A 17,123-nucleotide genomic window follows, 5' to 3' on the forward strand; every position below is an offset into this window, starting at 1 on the left:
TTGTCAGTGTCAATTTTCGTTGCTGACGCGAGCGCCACAAAAGCGAGGCGCGCTAGATTCCAGATGTTCCAGGGCGCACTTGCCGCCTTCGCCAGAAGCGGCAGGCCCGTAGGGCCGGGCCTGCCGCTTTGGCCGGACAACGTCACCCCGTACGTCATCCAGTATTTCGACAAAGTCATTCGGGCATCCGCCTGACGGCGTACGCCAACAGTCGCGGTGTCCGGACTAGGATCTGGGCGTCGTCTTCTCGTGCAGCGGCTCCTTGCGGTGCCAATTCTCGAGAGTCCTGCCATCCCTATGTTTTTGCTGAGCCCATTGGATGCCGTTGGAGATGACCTTCAAAACATATTTATTGTGGTAGACGGGATAGCTCTCGTGGCCGGGACTGAAGAAGAAAATCCGGCCGCGGCCGCGCTGGAAGGTGCAGCCGCTGCGGAACACTTCGCCGCCGGAATACCAGGAAATGAAGACCAGCTCGTCCGGCTGCGGGATGTCGAAGGGCTCGCCATACATTTCCGAGGCCTCCACTTCGAAATAGGGCGGCAGCCCCTCGGCGATTGGATGGGAGGGGTTGATGACCCAGACGCGCTCGAGATCGCCTTCCGGAAGCTCGCGCCAGGAAAGATTGGCGTTGGTGCCCATCAGCCGGCGGAAGAGCTTCGAATGATGGCCGGAATGAAGGATCAGGAGGCCCATGCCCTTAAGCACCCGCTGCTGGACGCGATCGATCAGGGCATCGCTCACTTCCTCATGCGCCACATGCCCCCACCAGAGCAGCACGTCGGTATCGTCAAGCAGCGAGTCCGGCAGGCCCTCTTCGGGATCATCCATGGTCACCCGCCGGATCTCGAAGTCCGGGCTTTCGATGCCGCTGGCGATCGCGCCGTCCATCCTGTTCGGATAGAGCTTCTGCACGATCTCGTCGGTCCTTTCGTGCCGGCCTTCGTTCCAGATGGTCACTTTGATTGTCATTTCGCTATTCCTCAGGTGGTTTTGGGAGATTATGCGTGGTGAACGAGCTTGCCCGTCGTATCGAAGACGTGGCACGCGGTGGGGTCTACGCGCAGGGAGACGCGATCGCCGGGACGTAGCCTCATATCGCCCTCGGCGCGCACGATCAGCGGCGCGCTGTTGCTTCCGACGGTGAGATAGGTTTCCACACCCAGCCGTTCGACGATCGAGACATCGGCTTCGAAGCTTCCCTCGCCTTTCGCCGCGAGCTTCAGATGCTCCGGGCGAATGCCAAGGCGCACATCGCCTTGGGGTATTCTTCCACCAGGATCGGCAAGCCCGAGCTGAAGGCCAATGCTGCTGGTGAGCGAGGCGCCGGCACCATCCCGCATCGCCGTCATTGGAATGACGTTCATCTTCGGAGAGCCGATGAAGGTGGCGACAAACTCGTTTTCGGGCTGATGATAGAGGTCCATGGGCGCGCCCTGCTGTGCGACCGTGCCCTTGTTCAGCACGACGATCCGGTCGGCCATCGTCATCGCCTCGACCTGATCGTGGGTGACATAGACGACCGTCGCCTTCAGCTCGCGATGGAGACGTTGCAGCTCGGCGCGCATCTGCACGCGCAATGCGGAATCGAGGTTCGAAAGCGGCTCGTCGAAGAGGATGAGCGACGGTTTCTTGATGATGGCCCGGCCGATCGCCACGCGCTGCCGTTGGCCGCCGGAAAGAGCTGCCGGGCGACGGTTGAGATAATCCGTCAGTTGCAGCATCTCCGCGACATCGTCCACCTGCCGGCGGATCTCAGCCTCGGGCACCCTCTTCAGGCTCAGCGAGAAGCCGATGTTTTCAGCGACCGTCATATGCGGGTAGAGGGCGTAGGACTGGAAGACCATGGCGATGCCCCGCTTGTCGGGGGGCACGTCGTTGATCCGCTGGCCGTTCAGGATGAGATCGCCCTCGTCGATCCCCTCGAGACCGGCAATCATGCGCAGCAGCGTCGACTTCCCGCAGCCGGATGGGCCGACAAAGACGGCAAATTCGCCATCCTCCACCATGATATCGACGCCCTTGATGACTTCGAGCACACCATAGAATTTGCGGACATTGTTGAGCGTAATCATGGTCATGGCTCTTTCTTCATGGCGCGAATGGCTAGCCCTTCACACCGCCGGCAAAGGTCTGCACGAGGAAGCGGCGGGCAAAACCGAAGGCGATGACAGCGGGAAGCAGGTAAATGAAGGCCAGTGCGGCGAGGAAACCGTAGTCGACGGTGTTCACCCGCAGATAGGCCCGGAAGAGACCGAGCGGCAGCGGCTGCAGCTCGGGCGACGACAGGAAGGTCAAAGGCATGAGGAAATCGCCCCAGGCGGAAATGAAGGAGAACAATCCCGCAGCAGCAAGGCCCGGCAGCGCCAGCGGAATGAGCACGCGGCGAATGCGCTGCAGCAAGGTGGCCCCATCCATCAGCGCCGCCTCCTCATAGTCCCGCGGAAGGCCGTCGAAGAAGGTCTTCATGATCCACAGCGCCAGCGGCAGCTGCATCGTCGCCAGAACGAGGACGATCCCGAGATAGCCGTCGATGAAACCGGTCCAGCGCATGATGGCCCGGGTCGAGCTGCCGAAGAGCGGCCGCAGGATCGCGGCTTCGGCAATGTTGAGCGTCAGCAAAATCTTGTAGAGCGGCACCACGAGCGCAGTCGGCGGCAACACCCTGATCAACAGAATTCCATAGAGAAACGGCAGCTTCCACCAGGCCGTGGTCCGCGACAAGGCATATCCGCCAAGCCCGGCCAGAACGATGACGAGGGCTGTCGAGCTGCCGACGATCAGCAGCGAGTTGAAGAGCCACTTGCCGCCATCCTCCTGGACGAAGATCTTGACGTAGTTGTCGAAGGTCCATTGCTCCGGCCAGCGCAGGAAAAGCTGTGCATTGCCATCGAAGGATGCCAGGAATACCCAGAAGAATGGGATGGCACAGAAGATCGAGATAATTGAAAGCGTTGCATAGGCAAGAAGATCACCCTTCGCCTTGTTGGCACCTTCGGCTGGAGAAATCGCAACCATCTCAGACCTCCACCCTCATTGCCTTGACATAGCCGACGCCGATCGCGACGGAGATCAGCAGAACCACCACGGCAACGGCCGCGCCGTAGCCGAGCTGATATGCCGTAAAGGACTGATTGTAGATGTAGATGCTGACGAGTTCGGTTGCGCCTCCAGGCCCGCCGCGCGTCAGCGCATAGACAAGCCCGAAGACGGCGATCGTCGAAACAGCCGATATCAGCATGTAGAGCAGGATGGTCGGCATCATGAGCGGCAGAGTGATGCGCCGGAACATCTGCAATGGCGTCGCGCCATCCATGCGCGCCGCTTCGTAGATTTCGCCCGGAATGGTACTGAGGCCGGCCGTCAGAAGGATCATCGCTGTCGCGATACCCCGCCAGGTGTTGACCACGATGATCATCGCAAGCGGAAAGGTGTTGAGCCAGTCGGATGGTTCGATGCCAAAGAATGCGACGATGCGGCTGAGCGTTGCCTGATCGCCGCCCGCCAGCATCGAGATCCACATGAAGCCGGCAACCACTTCCGGCGCCGCGTTCGGCAGCAGGATGATCGAGGCAAAGATCTTGCGAAACCGGATGGAGCGGCCGAGCGCCATGGCCGAGATCAGCCCGAGGATGAATTGCCCGATGATGGCGGAGCCAAGCACGAACAGGAACGTGACGAGCAGTGAATTCCAGAACTTGGTGTCATTGATGAGGCGGGTGTAGTTGCGAAACCCGACAAGACGCGGCCGTAACGCGCCGGCACCGGTCAGCGCCTCGTTCGTGAAGCTCAGATAGATCGAATAGATTGCCGGATAGATCACGAAGGCGACTAGCAGCACGATGGACGGCAGCAGGATCAGCAGCAACTGCCGCTTTATTCGCGCTTCGTGCATATTCTTTGCAGGCATGGCGCAACCGTCCCTATTCGCCGGAAAGGGCGAGCGCTGTCGCCCGTCCCGGTACGTTTCCTCGATTGAACGATTGGATCATTTCACCATGTCTTCGCCGAGCGTCTCGCTGACATAGTCGACGAGGATCTTCTGCGCCCCGGCAGCATCCGTTTCCTTGCGGAGCAAAGCTTCGGTTGCTCTTGCAACACCTTCGGAGACAGCCGAGAAGCCCGGAGCGGAGGTCAGGAAGGCGCCCTTTTCGACAGCGGTGAGAACCGGGACCAGTGCGGTGAGCTTCTGGAAGTCCGGATCATCAGTCGCATCCTTGCGGCCGGGAATATTGCCGAGGCGCTCGGCATAGGCGACATCGGCCTTGACCGAGCCGAGATCAAGGATGATCTTCTTGGCAAGCTCGGGGTCCGTACCCTGAGCATTCACTCCCCACGCGCTTTCAATGCCGACGATGACATGCTCGCCGCCATCCTTGCCGGGCATGGTCCAGGTCCCGACAGCCTTAGTGACATCAGGAATCGGGTTCTTGCTCTCCGGACCCCAGTCATAGATGTAGCACCAGGAACCGCAGGTCGTCGCCACCAGCTTGCCCTCGGGAAACATCTGATATTTCGGGGTGACCCACGGCTCAGGCCCGAGCAGAGGCTGGACGGGCATCAGATCATTGTCGATGAGATCCTTGTAGAAGCCGAGAGCATCCTTGATGCCTTCGCTCTTCAAATTCAGCGTGCCGTCTTCATTCGCAATCTGCGGCGTGGAGGTTCCGACCACGAGATATTGAAACCCTTCGCCGAAAGCACCGCCGCCCCAGGTAACGCCGGCCGGGAACAGAAGACCATAGGCCCCGGTCTTCGCCTTGATCTCCTTGGCGCGGTCGAGAAGCTCCTTCCAGGTCTTGGGTTGCTCCGTCGAGATGCCGGCCTTTTCGAGAATATCACGGCGATAATAGAGCTGCTGCACGCTCAGCATGGCGGGAAGGACATAGACGCCGCCGTCGGACTGAGTGACGAGCTTCTTGGAGACATCGAACAGTTGGCCATAGCCGTCCCAGGCCTTGAACCCCTCGGTAATAGGTGCGAGATAGCCGGCCGCAACCATGTCGGCAACATCCTGTCCCGCCGGTGCGGTGAAGAGATCGGGCGCATTGCCCGCACGCAACTCCGTCAGCAGCTTTGAAAGATAATCCTTCTCCGGCGCGGGATATTCCACGATTTCGATCGTGACGCCGTACTTCTTCTCGATATCGGGAACGACGACCTTCAGCGCATCGATGCGCGCCTGGCGATGTTCGGCAATCCGGATGGTCTCCCCGCTGGCAGCACTCGTGAAAACTGACAGACCGACGGCACATATGCCGGCCATGAGAAAGCTCTTCAACATCTACCCCTCCCTGGGCTTTCGTTGCGATCCTCCATCGCGACTGAAATGTACACACGTATGGCATTAAATTTCAATAGCGTGATCGCCTGGCTACCGAATTTCCAATTATCAAGCTGATTTATATTGAAAATTTCCCAACATTCCAGTAGACCGTTTTGCGCACACGTATGCGCAAATGGAGGAAATCATGTCAGAACCCGTTCGACTGGCGGTGATCGGCGCCGGGCTGAAAGCCGCTGAATACGCCCGAAGCTGGGTCCATATGCCGGAGGTCGATTTCGTGGCCGCGGCTGACGTGAGCGTTGGCTCGCGCAAGCGGCTGAGCGACATCTGCACGGCGGCCGGGCGGGCAGCTCCTCTCGAATTCGATGATTTCCCGACCATGCTTGCGCAATGCAAGGACGGTCTCGATGCGGTTTACGTATCGACGCCACACGCCTTCCACGCAGAGCAGGCGCTGGCGGTGATCGAGGCCGGTCTCGACCTGTTCCTGGAGAAGCCGATGGTCACCACCGTGGCCGAGGCGAAGGCGCTCATCGAAGCCCGTTCGAAAACCAACAATACGGTCGTCATTGCGTTCAACGGCGCGCTGTCGCCGCTGGTGCGCGACACCCACAAGCGCGCGGTGGCGGGCGAATTCGGCGAGCTAGTCAGCGTTTCGGCGACTATATGGGAGGGCTGGTCCTCAAAATATGATGGCCAGTGGAAGCAGAAACCGGAATTGTCGGGCGGCGGCTTCATGTTCGATACCGGCGCGCACATGATGAACACGGCCTGCCTTCTCGTTCGCTCGGAATTCGACCGCGTCTCCGCCTATATGAACAATCACGGCAAGCCCATCGATATTACCTGCGCCGTGGCGGCCCGCCTCCAGAACGGCGCGCTCGTCACCTTCAATGCCGCCGGCGAAGGCCCTCCGGGCTGCGCCTCGCACATGACCCTCTTCTATACGAAGGCGATCGTCAGAATTGACGCCTGGGGCGCGTGGCGCGAGATCGAGATAGACGGAAAACCGGGTATCCGTGAGGTCGCTGGAGCCGCCCACCAGGAAAATCCGCTGAAATCCTTCCTCAGCGTGCGTCGCGGCGAAGAGGAAAATCCGTCCACCGTCGAGAATGGACTTCGCTTTGCCCGCCTCTGGGATGCTATCAAGGCATCTGCGGCACGAGACGGAGAATCGGTTAGGATTTCCGACATCGGTTAATTGGAGCGATTCCAGCAAAAGTGTGAAGCGGTTTTGCGTCCGGAATTGCGCGAAAACAAAGAGATAGAGCATTTCCGTGACTCCGTTTAAAACGGAAATGCTCTAGTAGGAAGCAGCAATGAACAAGCGCATCACCTCGAAGGAAATCGCAAAGCTCGCCGGCGTCTCCTCGTCGACGATCTCCAGGGCCTTCTCGGGCGATACTCGCATCAGCGAGCGTACGCGAAAACGGATCATGTCCCTCGCCGACGAGCATGATTACCGCCCGAATGCGATCGCCCGCTCGCTGAATAGTCAAAGGTCGCGCCTCGTCGCGCTCGTGGTGAACTCGATAGAGAACCCCTGCGAGGGACAACAGCTGCAATATCTGGTGCAGCGATTGCAGGAGCGCGAGCTGCTGCCGATCCTGCTCTGCTGCGCCGGCTACGACGATCGCGCGCATCTGATGCGCATGGCGTCAGCCTATCAGGTCGATCACGCGGTGATCTTCTCCGACATGGTCTCCATGGCCGACGCCACTCAGATCTTCCGAACGGCACGCCCGATCATGGTCTCCTTCGAGCCGATTTCCGACCCGAATATAGCGCAGCTCATCCTCGACGGATCGAAGGCCGCCGAGGAAGTGGTCGCAAAGGCTGTCTCTTCGGGACGCAGCCGCTTTGCCTATCTGACCGGCCGCAACTCCAGCTGGATCGACAAGCAGCGCAAGCGCTGGTTCGCCGATGCGCTCGCCAAGCATGGTCTCAGCTTCGTGGCGGAAAGCCACGGCGACTATTCCTACGATTCCGGTTTCAAGGAAGCCGTTGTGCTTCTTCGCCGATCGCCTGTGGACGCAGTGGTCTGCGGCAACGACGTGATGGCGATCGGCGTTCGCGACGCGGCGACACGGGTGCTCGGAAGAAAAGTGCCGGAAGATCTCGCCATCATCGGCCAGGACGGCGTCAATCTCGCGATGTGGGAATGCAACGATCTGACCACGCTTGCGCTGGATTTCACGGCCTACATGGACACGATCATCGGCTTCATCGAGGATCAGGCCGAGGATAAGGAAGGAACGGCCTCCGTGACGCACGAATATTTCGTTCACTGGGGCTCCACCTGCTGAAGTCTCCTTTGCGCCACCGCGGCATTCACGACGGAACGCCGCAGTAGCTCAAGCCCGTGGTTTCATTTTCGCTCAGGCGCCAGCACGAAATCATGCTCGATCTGCCAGAACGTTCCCGGGAATTCGAGCTCCTTCGCCCGTGCCGGATCGTCGGTCAGCCTGAATTCGGCGAGCAGGCTCTCCTTGACGCCGAACACCGCATCGGAATGGATGTAGGGGTCATCAGGATCGAAGATATGGGTCGTCAGCGTCTCGAAACCGTCAGCCTTGATGATGTAGTGCAGGTGGGCCGGTCGGTAGGGATGGCGGCCGAGCGCATCGAGCAACTTCCCCACAGGACCATCATCCGGGATGGGATAGTATTTCGGCTTCACCGCCCGGAACCAGTAGCGCCCATCCTTACCGGTGCGGAAGACGCCGCGCAGGTTGAAATCGGGCTGGATGCCCTGTTGCTGGACATCGTAGAACCCCTCGTCATTCGCCTGCCAGACGTCGAGCACCGCGTTCTCGATCGGCCTGCCCTCCGTGTCGAGGATGCGGCCGCTGATCACCATATCCTCGCCTTTCTGATCGAGGCAGATATTGGCGCCCATGGGTAGTTCGGGCGCATCCGCGACATGGAAGGGCCCAAGGACGGTGCTCTCCGATGCGCCTGACGGCTTGCGGTTGTTGACCGCGTCGACCAGCATCGACACGCCGAGCACATCCGACAGCAGGATGAATTCCTGCCGCCAGTCGGTGCAGGTGTGGCCGGTCTGGGTGAGGAAGAAGATTGCCTCCATCCACTCGTCCTGGGTCGGCTCCAGCTCCTTCACCGCCTCATGCAGCTTGCGGGTAACGACTTCCATCACCTGCTTCAGCCGCGCATCCCTGGCGTTCGCGTTGCGGCCAGTGACCACCTCGACGGAATTTTCCTCGGTGAAATAGCCTTTTTCATGCGCTCTCATGGTCGCCTCACAGATCCAGAATTGCCGTCAGCACGCGACGCAGCTCGCGTTCCGGGTCGTCAACCGCCGCTTCGGAGCGCCAGGCGACATGGTGGTCAGGACGCACGAGCAGCACGCCGGAATCACTGATGTCCCGAGCGCGTGCCCAATCTCCGGTCAGGTCCTGCCATTCCTGCCGAGGGCCGATCCTGTGAGCGGCGATCGGCAGCTTCAGCTCCTTCGACAGAGCCTTCGCCGCCGCGATCCAGCCGTCGCCGCCGATGCCGGTCAGCACCGTGAAGACGCCGTGACCGGTAAGATCGAGGCTGGATACCTTCGCGCCGCTGTCGTTGAACAGCCAGGCATGTGGCAGCCGCGCCCCCGGCCAGGTCGTCGGCTGAAAATGCAGTTCCGGGTCTTTCTCAAACGCCGGTTCCGGCTGGCCGTCCTTGACCACGGCATTCGAGGCATAGCGATGGTTCATCTCCACGCCATGGGCATCGAATTCGTAGACCTTGTGGGCGATCGCCTCGCGGATCGCCGTGCGTTGGCGTTCGGCATCGCCAGTGTCGTTGCAGCGCGCATCCATATTCTGCTGCATCTTCACCGGATCGACGGAATCGAGCAGACCGAGCGCCTTGAAGATCGGGCCGAACTCCTCGATCGATTTGTTGGCGCGGGTGACGATCTGCTTGGCGACAGGCGCACGTTCCGCCTGATAGCTGTCGAGCAGGCCCCTGCCGGCTTGGCCTTTCAGGACCATGGCAAGCTTCCAGGCGAGGTTGAAGCCATCCTGGATCGAGGTATTGGAGCCGAGACCGTTCGAAGGCGGATGGCGGTGGACGGCATCGCCCATGCAGAAAACCCGGCCGTTCGACATGGTGGTCGCGTACATGTTGTTGACGGTCCAGGTCGAGACGGATTTGATCTTCGGCTTGAGATCGGCAACGCCCACCAGTTCGCGCACAACCTTGGTGGCGAAGGCATCATCCACCTCAGGCGGCGGTTGGTTGATGTCGTAGCCCCAGACAATCAGCCATTCGTTCCACGGCCGCACCATGCGCACGAGACCCATGCCGATGCCGCCGACATCGGCGCCCGGCTGCAGCACCCAATAGAGCACCGACGGCCGATGAGCGACGTAACGAGACAGATCCGCCTCGAACAGGATGTTCATTGAGCCAGCGACACCCATCTTGCCTTCGAACGTCAAACCGGCATGTTCAGCGACCTTGGAATTGCCGCCATCCGCGCCGATCAGGAACTTCGAGCGAATGGTCAGTTCCTTGCCGGTCAGACGGTCAAGACAGGTCGTCGTGACCCCCTCGGCATCCTGCACGTGGCTCAGATACTCCATCGACATGCGTGCCTGCGCGCCGCGCGAGCACGCCGTCTTGAACAACAGCGGCTCCATGTAGGTCTGCGGCAGGTCGTTCATGTGAGCCGGCGACGAAAGCAGATGTTCGGCGCGCGACAGCGGATGGTTGCCCCAGCTCTGCATGCGGCCGATCTCCTCGCCGGCAACCGCCGTGCAGAAGACGTTCTGTCCCATCAGATCCTGCTCCACAGCGAAGAGATAGGCCTCCTCCTCGACGTCGCGGCCAAGATCGCGCAGGACCTCCATCGTGCGCTGGTTGGTGATGTGCGCGCGCGGCGTGATCGCCAGCCAGCGGTAGCGGTTGATCACCATCGGCTCGAGACCGTAGGTCGCAAGCAACGCAGCTGTCGCCGAGCCCGCAGGCCCCGTGCCAATGATCAGAACGTCGGTGGTAATGTCAGCCATTTGGCCCTCCCTTTTCATCATGCAGCACAGGTCCGCCCTTCAACAGGCGGCGGACCGGAAAAAGTTCCCAACCGGTGCGGCTGGAGATGAGCCCCCAGAGCCCTCGCGGCGCAAACAGCATCGTGACGATGGCGAGCGCGCCAAGGGCCAGCAGATACCAGGAGCCATAGCTCGAAAAGGCATTTTGCAGCAGGAAGAAGACGAGCACGCCGACCAGCGGCCCTTCGATGGTGCCGATGCCGCCGATCACCACGATAAAGACGACATAGGCGGTCCAGTCGGTGAGCGAGAAGGCAGCGTCGGGCGATATCCGCGCCTTCTGCAGATAGATGAGGGCACCGATCATGCCCGTCACAAAGGCTGTCGCCAGATAGACGACGATCTTCAGGCGCAGCGCATCGACGCCAAGCGCGCGGGCCGCAGTCTCGCTGTCGCGGACGGCGGCGAGGCCGAGGCCCTGCTTGCTGCGCAGCAGCCGATAGATGAACGCTATTGTCAGCGCCGCAAGCGCCAGCGCTAGCCAGTAAGCGAGTGCATCCGCCGCGGCTGCCGAGCGCATGCCGAACCAGTCCTGCAGCAGCGAGACGCCGAGCATATCCTTCGTGGCTTCGCGCGGCAGCGAGGTGCCCGTCCCGCCGCCAAGCATCTTCCACTGGGCAAACAGCAGGCGCCCGACTTCGGCAATGACCCAGGTGCCGATCGCGAAATAGGGACCATAAAGGCGGAAAGAGAAGAAGGCGGCAGGCACGGCGATAAGCGCAGCGAAGAGGCCAGCAAGCGGAATGGCGAGGATCGGATCGACGCCGGCGAGAATGACAAATCCGAACAAGGCATAGGCGCCGCAGCCGACGAACAATTGTTGCCCGACCGAGATCAGGCCGGCATAGCCGGCGAGCAGGTTCCAGCTCTGCGCCAGCGCCAGCATGGTGAGAATGAAAAACAGATCCTGCACGACGCCGCGCGAAACGACAAAAGGAGCAGCTGCCAGAACCACGACTGCGGCAATGGCAAGGACGGTAAAGATGCCGGAAAGTCTTGTCCGCGTCTCGACCCGCCAACCTGGCGGCGTTGCAATCTCGGTCGACATGGTTTCGAAACCTGTGGTCATGGCCGCCTCAATCCACTGCTCGGGGGAAAAGGCCGCGCGGCCGGAAGAGAAGCACGCATAGGAAGGCGATGTGCCCAGCAAGGATCTGCCATTCGGGATTGATCGCCGCTCCCATGGTCTGCGCGACCCCCAGAATGATACCGCCGGCAAGCGTGCCCCAGAGTGAGCCGAGGCCACCGATGATAACGGCCTCGAAAGCGTAGATGAGCCGCGCCGGCCCTGCCGTCGGATCGAAATTTGCCCGCATCCCGAGATAGAGCGCCGCTACTGTCACAATTATCATCGCAAGGCCTGTGGCGATGGCGAAGATCGAGTTCGGTCGGATGCCCATCAGGCTTGCTGTGACCACATCGTCCGAGGTGGCGCGGAAGGCCCGGCCGAGCTCCGTGCGATAGATCAGCTGGTTAAGTGCGACGATGACAAGGGCGGCCGAGGCAAAGGTGATGAGCGGCATCACGCCGGCATTGATGCCGCCGAACTGCAGCGAGGCGGTTTCCATAGCGCCGGCCGAGATTCGCCTGCTGTCGGCCGTGAAGCCTTCGAGAAGGCCGTTCTGGATGACGATCGACAGGCCGAAGGTAACGAGCAAAGGCGGCAGAATGTCCTTGCCGAGCGTGCGGTTCAGCAAATGATATTGCAGCACCCAGCCGACGGCGAACATCAGAGGCGCGGCGATCAGCGCCGCCAGAAAGGGATTGAGGCCGAGCAACGAAACGAGTGTCAGGATCAGGAAAGCCGCCAGCACGATCAAATCGCCGTGGGCGAGATTGACGAGCCGCATGATGCCGAAGACGAGGCTCAGCCCCGCCGCAAACAGCGCATAAAGGCCGCCCAGCAGCACACCTTGAAGAAGCGTATCAAGCCAGTTCATGGGTATCCGCTCCAAAATAGGCTGCATGGATATCGGCGCGATCGAGCTCCACCGGACGACCTGTCAGGGTGATGCGGCCCTCCATCATGCAATAGACGCGGTCTGCGACCTTCAGCGCCTGCGCGATATCCTGCTCGACGATGACGATGGCCGCCCCAGCAGCACGGATCCGCGAAAAAGCGGCATAAATGTCCTTGATGACCACGGGAGCAAGACCAAGGCTCAGCTCGTCGCAGAGCACGACTTCCGGATTGGACATCAGCGCCCTTCCGATCGCGACCATCTGCTGCTGCCCGCCCGAAAGCGCCGTTGCCGGATTGCGGCGCCTTTCCCTCAGAACTGGAAATAGCGAATAGATGCTGTCGAGCGTCCATGGCCCGGCGACACGGCGGCCATAACGACCGATCCGCAGATTTTCCTCGACCGTCAGCGACGGAAACAGTTTTCGCCCTTCGGGCACAAGCGCAATACCGCGTCGCACCACATCGGATGCCGCTATGGCTCCGATCGGCTCGCCGTGATGCAGAACCATATCGGGCTTGTTGGTTATGACGCCGGCAATCGAGCGCATCAGCGTCGATTTTCCGGCACCGTTTGCGCCGATGACGGCGATGGTCTCGCCAGCCTCCAGATGCAGATCGACACCAAGCACCGCCTGGAAATCGCCATAGGAGGCCGTGAGGCCGCGGATTTCGAGGAGACTTGCCATCAGACTTCCATCCCCAGATAGATTTCGCGCACCTCGTTCGAAGCCATGATTGCTTCCGGCTCGCCGATGCCGATCACCCGTCCGAAATTGAGCACAAGAATGCGCTCAACCACTGCCGTCAAAGCGTGCAGCACATGCTCGATCCAGATGAGCGCAACGCCGCGCTGATGGACCCGTTTGATCGTCGCGACGAGCTGGCGGCACTCGCCTTCCGTCAGCCCGCCGGCAATCTCATCGAGAAGCAACAGCTTCGGCTGGGTCGCCAAAGCGCGGGCCAGCTCCAGGCGCTTGCGCTCCAGGAGGGTCAGCGATCCCGCCGGCATGTTTGCCTTGGCGATCAAGCCGGTCTCGATGAGGATATCCGCGCAAAGATCGGAGACGTTTCTCTCCGTCGCCTGCGCGCCAAAAGCACCTGCGACGAGCAAGTTTTCATATACCGTCAGCCGCTCGAAAGGCTGCGGAATCTGAAAGGTGCGGCCCATGCCGGCAAAGCAGCGCTGCATCGGCGGCGTGTGGGTGACATCTCGACCATCGAAGCGGATCGATCCGCGCGCCACCGAGAGATTACCGTTGATCAGGTTGAACAGCGTCGACTTGCCGGCGCCGTTCGGCCCGATGATCCCGAGTGCTTCCCCGGGCTCGACGGAGAAGCCGATATCCTCGGCCACGACGAGCGCACCGAAGGATTTCGAGACTCCGTTTAATTCCAGTATGGGCATTGTCGTTCTCCATTGGAGGCCGCCCGACGGGAAAGCCGGGCAGCCGTCCTCTCACGTGAGCGCTTCGAGCTTGCCGCCGAGCGGCACATTCGGCGCCAACCCATTTTCGACAACGACGAGGTCGTAACCCCCGCCCGACTTCAGCCGCCATTGGCCGCCGACCAGCGGCGTCTTGGCGACATTCTTCTGGGCGAATGGCGGAAGCTTCTCGTTGCCCCAGGCAATCGGCCCGACGAGCGTATCGAGCTTCGTTTCGCCGATCGCCTTGGCGACCGTTTCGGCATCGCCGGCATCCCCGGCGCGCTTCATCACGTCGACGGCCAGCTCGAACAGCGCGTGGGCAAAGCCGATCGGCTGCGTCCACGGTCGGCCGGTCGCCTTGGTGAAGGCATCGGCGACGGCGGCAGCGCTCTCCCCGGTCAGGGATGACTTGAACGGATGCGTTGGTGTCCACCAGACTTCCGTCGACAGATTGTGCCCGGCATTCCCCAGCGCCTCGACGGTCTGCGGAAAAAGAAGCGCCTTGCCGATCGAGGCGACCTTCGGCTTGAGGCCCTGCTGCTTGGCCTGGTTCCAGAATGTCGTGAGGTCGGGCGGGATCATGACGCCGGTCAGGATATCCGTGCCGGCCTGCTTGAAGGCGTTGATCTGTGCCGAGAAATCATCCGTCAGGTTCTGGTAGCGGCCGGTATCCGTGAGCCCGTAGCCGAGCTTTTCCAGAACAGGCGGGAAGCCGACGACCTTGTCGCCCCAGGCATTGCCGTCGCCGTCGTTCGGGAACAGGCCACCCACCTTCTTGTTCGTGTCGATCTGGCCCCACATGCCGGTAAAGACGGCGATGATGTCCTCCAGCCCCCAGAAGAAGTGATAGGCATAGTTGAAGGGCTTCCACGAAGCCGGGTCGCCGGGATTGCCTTGCTGACCGATGAACCAGGGCTGCCAGGGCGCCACAGTCGAAATGCAGGGCATCTCTTCCGCCTCGCAGGTGGTGGAGACCGGATTGGTGGTTTCCGGCGTCGAGGAGACCAGCATCAGATTGATCTGGTCGTCGACGATCAGCTCCTTCGCGACTTCTGCCGCACGGTTGGGGTTGGACTGGCTATCCTTGACCACGACCTCATAGTTGAGGCCCTTTGCCTTGGTCGTTGCCAGAAAGGCATCGATGACGAACTTGTCCGCTTCGCCGAAGGCGGCGAGCGGCCCTGTCTGCGGACTGACATAGCCGAGCTTGATCGTCGCATCCTTGGCAATGGCCGGCATGGCCGGGCCCGAAGCTGCTAACGCGGCACCGCCGGCAGCCGTCGTCTTCAGAAATTCGCGTCTCGTGAACATGTTTCCTCCCCTCATTGTCTCTCCTCCCAAAGAGCGCGCCAGCAGGCGCCAAGTCCTAGTCGGCCGGTCGCCGGCCCTCCCATGCATCCTGCAAGAGAGTTCTGATCGAGTCCCGGTCGATCGGCCGCGGATTCCAGTATGGGTTCTCGACAGCGATCGACGCGGCGCGATCGAGATCAGCCTCCGTCAGCCCGAATTCATGAAGCGACAGCGGCGCTCCGACCGCCTTGGCGAAATCCCAGAGGCCGCCGCCAATTGAACCGTCGAAAATGCCGGCTGCTTCCGCCAATTCTGACGCTGCCGCAGCCGCGTTGAAGGCGGCCGTATGCGGCAGCATCACCGCGTGGGTTTCCGCGTGCGGCGTATCGAACGAGCCGCCCAGCGTGTGGCAGATCTTGTGATGCAACGCCATTCCGACGGTGCCGAGCACCGAACCACAGAGCCAGGCGCCATAAAGCGCATCGCTGCGGGCCTCGGCGTTTTTCGGCTCCTTCACGATGACGGGCAGGCTTCGCACAAAGGCGCGCAGGCCTTCCAGTGCCATCAAGCTCGAAATCGGATTGCGGTCCCGCGCATAAAGCGCCTCGACGGCATGCGCCATGGCGTTGAGGCCACTCGTCACGCTCATGGCGACTGGCAGCCCGAGTGTCAGCGAAGGATCGTAAATGACGATTTCCGGCAGTATCCTGGCGTCACGAACCGTCGTCTTGCGTCCGCCTTCGGTCTGGCCGAGGATCGGCGTCACTTCCGAGCCGGCATAGGTTGTCGGAATGACGATCTGAATGAGATCGGTGCGATAGGCGATCGCCTTGCCGAGCCCGGTCGTCGAGCCACCACCGAGAGAAACGACACAGTCCGCTCCGGTTTCCGCCACCACTTTCATCGCCGCCTCGGTCACATCGACCGGCGTGTGCATGGCGGCGCCCGTGAAGACGCCGCAGGCGAGCGGGCCGATCTCTTGGGCCAGTGCCTCCGCATCAGCTTTCTGGTGCGGCGTCGACAGGACCAAGGCTCGCTTGCAGCCAGCTTTTGCGATCCATTCAGCCACCGCGCTTCTGCTACCGGCGCCAAAGACGATCTGGGCCGGGCTGCCCGCATAGGAAAAAACTTGGCTCATCCTGCCCTCCCCGGCTTTGCTCTGACCATGACGAAGGTGAGGCTCGCTGCCTTGCCTCGCCTTCCGCCGACGTCGGTGGCTTCAAAACTGGTGACGAGTTCCGGCCGCACACCGAAGAGTGCATCCTCGGCAAGATTCGGGTCGTTCGCATCGTAGATATGAGTCGTGATTGTTTCGAAACCCTTGGCGCGAACGACGAAATGCAGATGAGCCGGGCGATGCAGCGGATAGCCTGCATCTGCAAGCAATCGCCCAACCGGCCCGTCATTCGGCACGCCATAACCCGCCGGCATCACCGAGCGATAATGGAAGCATCCATCCGCATCCGTGCGGAAGAGACCGCGAAGATTATGTTCCGGCTGGAGATCGGGCTGCTGGTTTTCATAGAAGCCTTCGCCGTTGGCCTGCCAGGTGATGATCTCGGCACCGGCGATCGGCAGACCGTCCAGATCCTGCACCCGCGCGGAAACCATCAACGGCTCGCCGACGCCATCGAGCGAGATTGAGGACCCGGAGACACGCTCCGGCGCATCGCTGCGGAAGAATGGCCCGCGGATGGTATTGGGCGTTGCCGTCTTCGGACGTCTGCAATTGATCTCCTCGACGAGCGCCGAGGCGCCGACGAGATCCGACAAGAGCACCCATTCCTGGCGCCTTTCATCCGAAGCGTGGCCCACCTCCGTCAGAAACGCGATGAGCTGGCGCCACTCGTCCTGCGTCGGCCGAAACTGCTTGATGAGATCATGCACATGGGTCACTGCGGCGGCGATCAGTCGCGGCAGATTGCCATCGCCATTTGCGGCGAAGCGCTCGGAGAAGGCCTCCGATGACGTCGCTTCGCTGAATGTGAGCGCCTTGGCATGCCCCGCCATGCTCATCCTCCAAAATCTGCTGTGCAGGTTGGAAAGTACATTAACAGCGGAAACACCATGGATTGATGATTTTGTTGCGCATCAGTATAACAG

Annotated in this window: 17 protein-coding genes; 3 read left to right on the forward strand and 14 right to left on the reverse strand. The window is 61.1% G+C overall.

Annotation, left to right across the window (positions count from 1 at the left end; translation table 11 throughout):
* Nucleotides 1-63 precede the first annotated feature (63 nt).
* Nucleotides 64-195 carry a hypothetical protein gene (locus ACIQWP_RS00420; protein WP_402780670.1) on the forward strand — a complete coding sequence of 44 codons (132 nt, stop codon included), beginning with the start codon at nucleotides 64-66 and terminating at the stop codon, nucleotides 193-195.
* Nucleotides 196-225: 30 nt separating this feature from the next.
* Here the strand turns inward: ACIQWP_RS00420 and ACIQWP_RS00425 are convergent, their stop codons facing one another.
* The 5 genes from ACIQWP_RS00425 to ACIQWP_RS00445 all read right to left on the reverse strand — a co-directional run bounded on the left by ACIQWP_RS00425 (nucleotide 226) and on the right by ACIQWP_RS00445 (nucleotide 5,281).
* Entirely contained in the window at nucleotides 226-972 is a 747-nt protein-coding gene (locus ACIQWP_RS00425) for a ThuA domain-containing protein (protein WP_402780673.1), read from the reverse strand.
* A gap of 29 nt (nucleotides 973-1,001) precedes the next feature.
* Entirely contained in the window at nucleotides 1,002-2,075 is a 1,074-nt protein-coding gene (locus tag ACIQWP_RS00430; protein WP_402782673.1) for an ABC transporter ATP-binding protein, read from the reverse strand.
* A gap of 31 nt (nucleotides 2,076-2,106) precedes the next feature.
* Nucleotides 2,107-3,018 carry a carbohydrate ABC transporter permease gene (locus ACIQWP_RS00435; protein ID WP_402780676.1) on the reverse strand — a complete coding sequence of 304 codons (912 nt, stop codon included), beginning with the start codon at nucleotides 3,016-3,018 and terminating at the stop codon, nucleotides 2,107-2,109.
* Nucleotide 3,019: 1 nt separating this feature from the next.
* Complete coding sequence (locus ACIQWP_RS00440) at nucleotides 3,020-3,910, reverse strand: carbohydrate ABC transporter permease (RefSeq protein ID WP_402780679.1); 891 nt, start codon at nucleotides 3,908-3,910, stop codon at nucleotides 3,020-3,022.
* 78 nt (nucleotides 3,911-3,988) lie between these two features.
* Nucleotides 3,989-5,281, reverse strand: a complete 1,293-nt coding sequence (locus ACIQWP_RS00445) for an ABC transporter substrate-binding protein (RefSeq protein WP_402782675.1) — start codon at nucleotides 5,279-5,281, stop codon at nucleotides 3,989-3,991.
* A gap of 190 nt (nucleotides 5,282-5,471) precedes the next feature.
* On the opposite strand from ACIQWP_RS00445, the gene ACIQWP_RS00450 reads away from it, so the two are divergent.
* Both ACIQWP_RS00450 and ACIQWP_RS00455 read left to right on the forward strand, forming a co-directional pair.
* Nucleotides 5,472-6,488 (forward strand): Gfo/Idh/MocA family protein, encoded by a 1,017-nt coding sequence (locus ACIQWP_RS00450; RefSeq protein WP_402780682.1) that lies wholly within the window; start codon nucleotides 5,472-5,474, stop codon nucleotides 6,486-6,488.
* Between the two features lie 118 nt (nucleotides 6,489-6,606).
* Nucleotides 6,607-7,593: a LacI family DNA-binding transcriptional regulator gene (locus ACIQWP_RS00455; RefSeq protein WP_402780685.1), complete on the forward strand. Its 987-nt coding sequence runs from the start codon at nucleotides 6,607-6,609 to the stop codon at nucleotides 7,591-7,593.
* 62 nt (nucleotides 7,594-7,655) lie between these two features.
* Here the strand turns inward: ACIQWP_RS00455 and ACIQWP_RS00460 are convergent, their stop codons facing one another.
* From ACIQWP_RS00460 to ACIQWP_RS00500, 9 genes are read right to left on the reverse strand one after another with little or no spacing between them, the layout of a single operon-like run.
* A complete protein-coding gene (locus ACIQWP_RS00460; protein ID WP_402780688.1) occupies nucleotides 7,656-8,540 on the reverse strand; it encodes an intradiol ring-cleavage dioxygenase in 885 nt (294 codons plus the stop codon).
* Between the two features lie 7 nt (nucleotides 8,541-8,547).
* A complete protein-coding gene (locus ACIQWP_RS00465) occupies nucleotides 8,548-10,302 on the reverse strand; it encodes an FAD-dependent oxidoreductase (protein ID WP_402780691.1) in 1,755 nt (584 codons plus the stop codon).
* Nucleotides 10,295-11,410: a branched-chain amino acid ABC transporter permease gene (locus ACIQWP_RS00470; protein ID WP_402780694.1), complete on the reverse strand. Its 1,116-nt coding sequence runs from the start codon at nucleotides 11,408-11,410 to the stop codon at nucleotides 10,295-10,297. Before ACIQWP_RS00470 ends, ACIQWP_RS00465 begins: the two co-directional genes overlap by 8 nt.
* Before the next feature lie 7 nt (nucleotides 11,411-11,417).
* Nucleotides 11,418-12,281 carry a branched-chain amino acid ABC transporter permease gene (locus tag ACIQWP_RS00475; protein ID WP_402780697.1) on the reverse strand — a complete coding sequence of 288 codons (864 nt, stop codon included), beginning with the start codon at nucleotides 12,279-12,281 and terminating at the stop codon, nucleotides 11,418-11,420.
* Nucleotides 12,268-12,990, reverse strand: a complete 723-nt coding sequence (locus ACIQWP_RS00480; RefSeq protein ID WP_402780700.1) for an ABC transporter ATP-binding protein — start codon at nucleotides 12,988-12,990, stop codon at nucleotides 12,268-12,270. Before ACIQWP_RS00480 ends, ACIQWP_RS00475 begins: the two co-directional genes overlap by 14 nt.
* On the reverse strand, nucleotides 12,990-13,709 hold the full coding sequence (locus tag ACIQWP_RS00485) for an ABC transporter ATP-binding protein (protein WP_402780703.1): 720 nt from the start codon (nucleotides 13,707-13,709) through the stop codon (nucleotides 12,990-12,992). The genes ACIQWP_RS00480 and ACIQWP_RS00485 overlap by 1 nt, the downstream gene beginning before the upstream one ends.
* Before the next feature lie 51 nt (nucleotides 13,710-13,760).
* Entirely contained in the window at nucleotides 13,761-15,041 is a 1,281-nt protein-coding gene (locus tag ACIQWP_RS00490) for an ABC transporter substrate-binding protein (protein ID WP_402780706.1), read from the reverse strand.
* A 55-nt stretch (nucleotides 15,042-15,096) separates the two neighbouring features.
* On the reverse strand, nucleotides 15,097-16,158 hold the full coding sequence (locus tag ACIQWP_RS00495) for a maleylacetate reductase (protein ID WP_402780709.1): 1,062 nt from the start codon (nucleotides 16,156-16,158) through the stop codon (nucleotides 15,097-15,099).
* Nucleotides 16,155-17,030, reverse strand: a complete 876-nt coding sequence (locus tag ACIQWP_RS00500) for a dioxygenase (RefSeq protein WP_402780712.1) — start codon at nucleotides 17,028-17,030, stop codon at nucleotides 16,155-16,157. Before ACIQWP_RS00500 ends, ACIQWP_RS00495 begins: the two co-directional genes overlap by 4 nt.
* Nucleotides 17,031-17,123 lie beyond the last annotated feature (93 nt).

Origin of the sequence: Rhizobium sp. NPDC090279, assembly GCF_044769665.1 — a bacterium.
GTDB lineage: Bacteria > Pseudomonadota > Alphaproteobacteria > Rhizobiales > Rhizobiaceae > Rhizobium.

Bases quoted from the DNA above. Each gene is read 5' to 3' on its own strand.
- ACIQWP_RS00425 (WP_402780673.1), bottom strand. From the start codon at position 972: ATGACAATCAAAGTGACCATCTGGAACGAAGGCCGGCACGAAAGGACC.
- ACIQWP_RS00500 (WP_402780712.1), bottom strand. From the start codon at position 17,030: ATGGCGGGGCATGCCAAGGCGCTCACATTCAGCGAAGCGACGTCATCG.
- ACIQWP_RS00465 (WP_402780691.1), bottom strand. From the start codon at position 10,302: ATGGCTGACATTACCACCGACGTTCTGATCATTGGCACGGGGCCTGCG.
- ACIQWP_RS00495 (WP_402780709.1), bottom strand. From the start codon at position 16,158: ATGAGCCAAGTTTTTTCCTATGCGGGCAGCCCGGCCCAGATCGTCTTT.
- ACIQWP_RS00460 (WP_402780688.1), bottom strand. From the start codon at position 8,540: ATGAGAGCGCATGAAAAAGGCTATTTCACCGAGGAAAATTCCGTCGAG.
- ACIQWP_RS00485 (WP_402780703.1), bottom strand. From the start codon at position 13,709: ATGCCCATACTGGAATTAAACGGAGTCTCGAAATCCTTCGGTGCGCTC.
- ACIQWP_RS00420 (WP_402780670.1), top strand. From the start codon at position 64: ATGTTCCAGGGCGCACTTGCCGCCTTCGCCAGAAGCGGCAGGCCCGTA.
- ACIQWP_RS00475 (WP_402780697.1), bottom strand. From the start codon at position 12,281: ATGAACTGGCTTGATACGCTTCTTCAAGGTGTGCTGCTGGGCGGCCTT.
- ACIQWP_RS00455 (WP_402780685.1), top strand. From the start codon at position 6,607: ATGAACAAGCGCATCACCTCGAAGGAAATCGCAAAGCTCGCCGGCGTC.
- ACIQWP_RS00440 (WP_402780679.1), bottom strand. From the start codon at position 3,910: ATGCCTGCAAAGAATATGCACGAAGCGCGAATAAAGCGGCAGTTGCTG.
- ACIQWP_RS00490 (WP_402780706.1), bottom strand. From the start codon at position 15,041: ATGTTCACGAGACGCGAATTTCTGAAGACGACGGCTGCCGGCGGTGCC.
- ACIQWP_RS00470 (WP_402780694.1), bottom strand. From the start codon at position 11,410: ATGACCACAGGTTTCGAAACCATGTCGACCGAGATTGCAACGCCGCCA.
- ACIQWP_RS00450 (WP_402780682.1), top strand. From the start codon at position 5,472: ATGTCAGAACCCGTTCGACTGGCGGTGATCGGCGCCGGGCTGAAAGCC.
- ACIQWP_RS00435 (WP_402780676.1), bottom strand. From the start codon at position 3,018: ATGGTTGCGATTTCTCCAGCCGAAGGTGCCAACAAGGCGAAGGGTGAT.
- ACIQWP_RS00480 (WP_402780700.1), bottom strand. From the start codon at position 12,990: ATGGCAAGTCTCCTCGAAATCCGCGGCCTCACGGCCTCCTATGGCGAT.
- ACIQWP_RS00430 (WP_402782673.1), bottom strand. From the start codon at position 2,075: ATGATTACGCTCAACAATGTCCGCAAATTCTATGGTGTGCTCGAAGTC.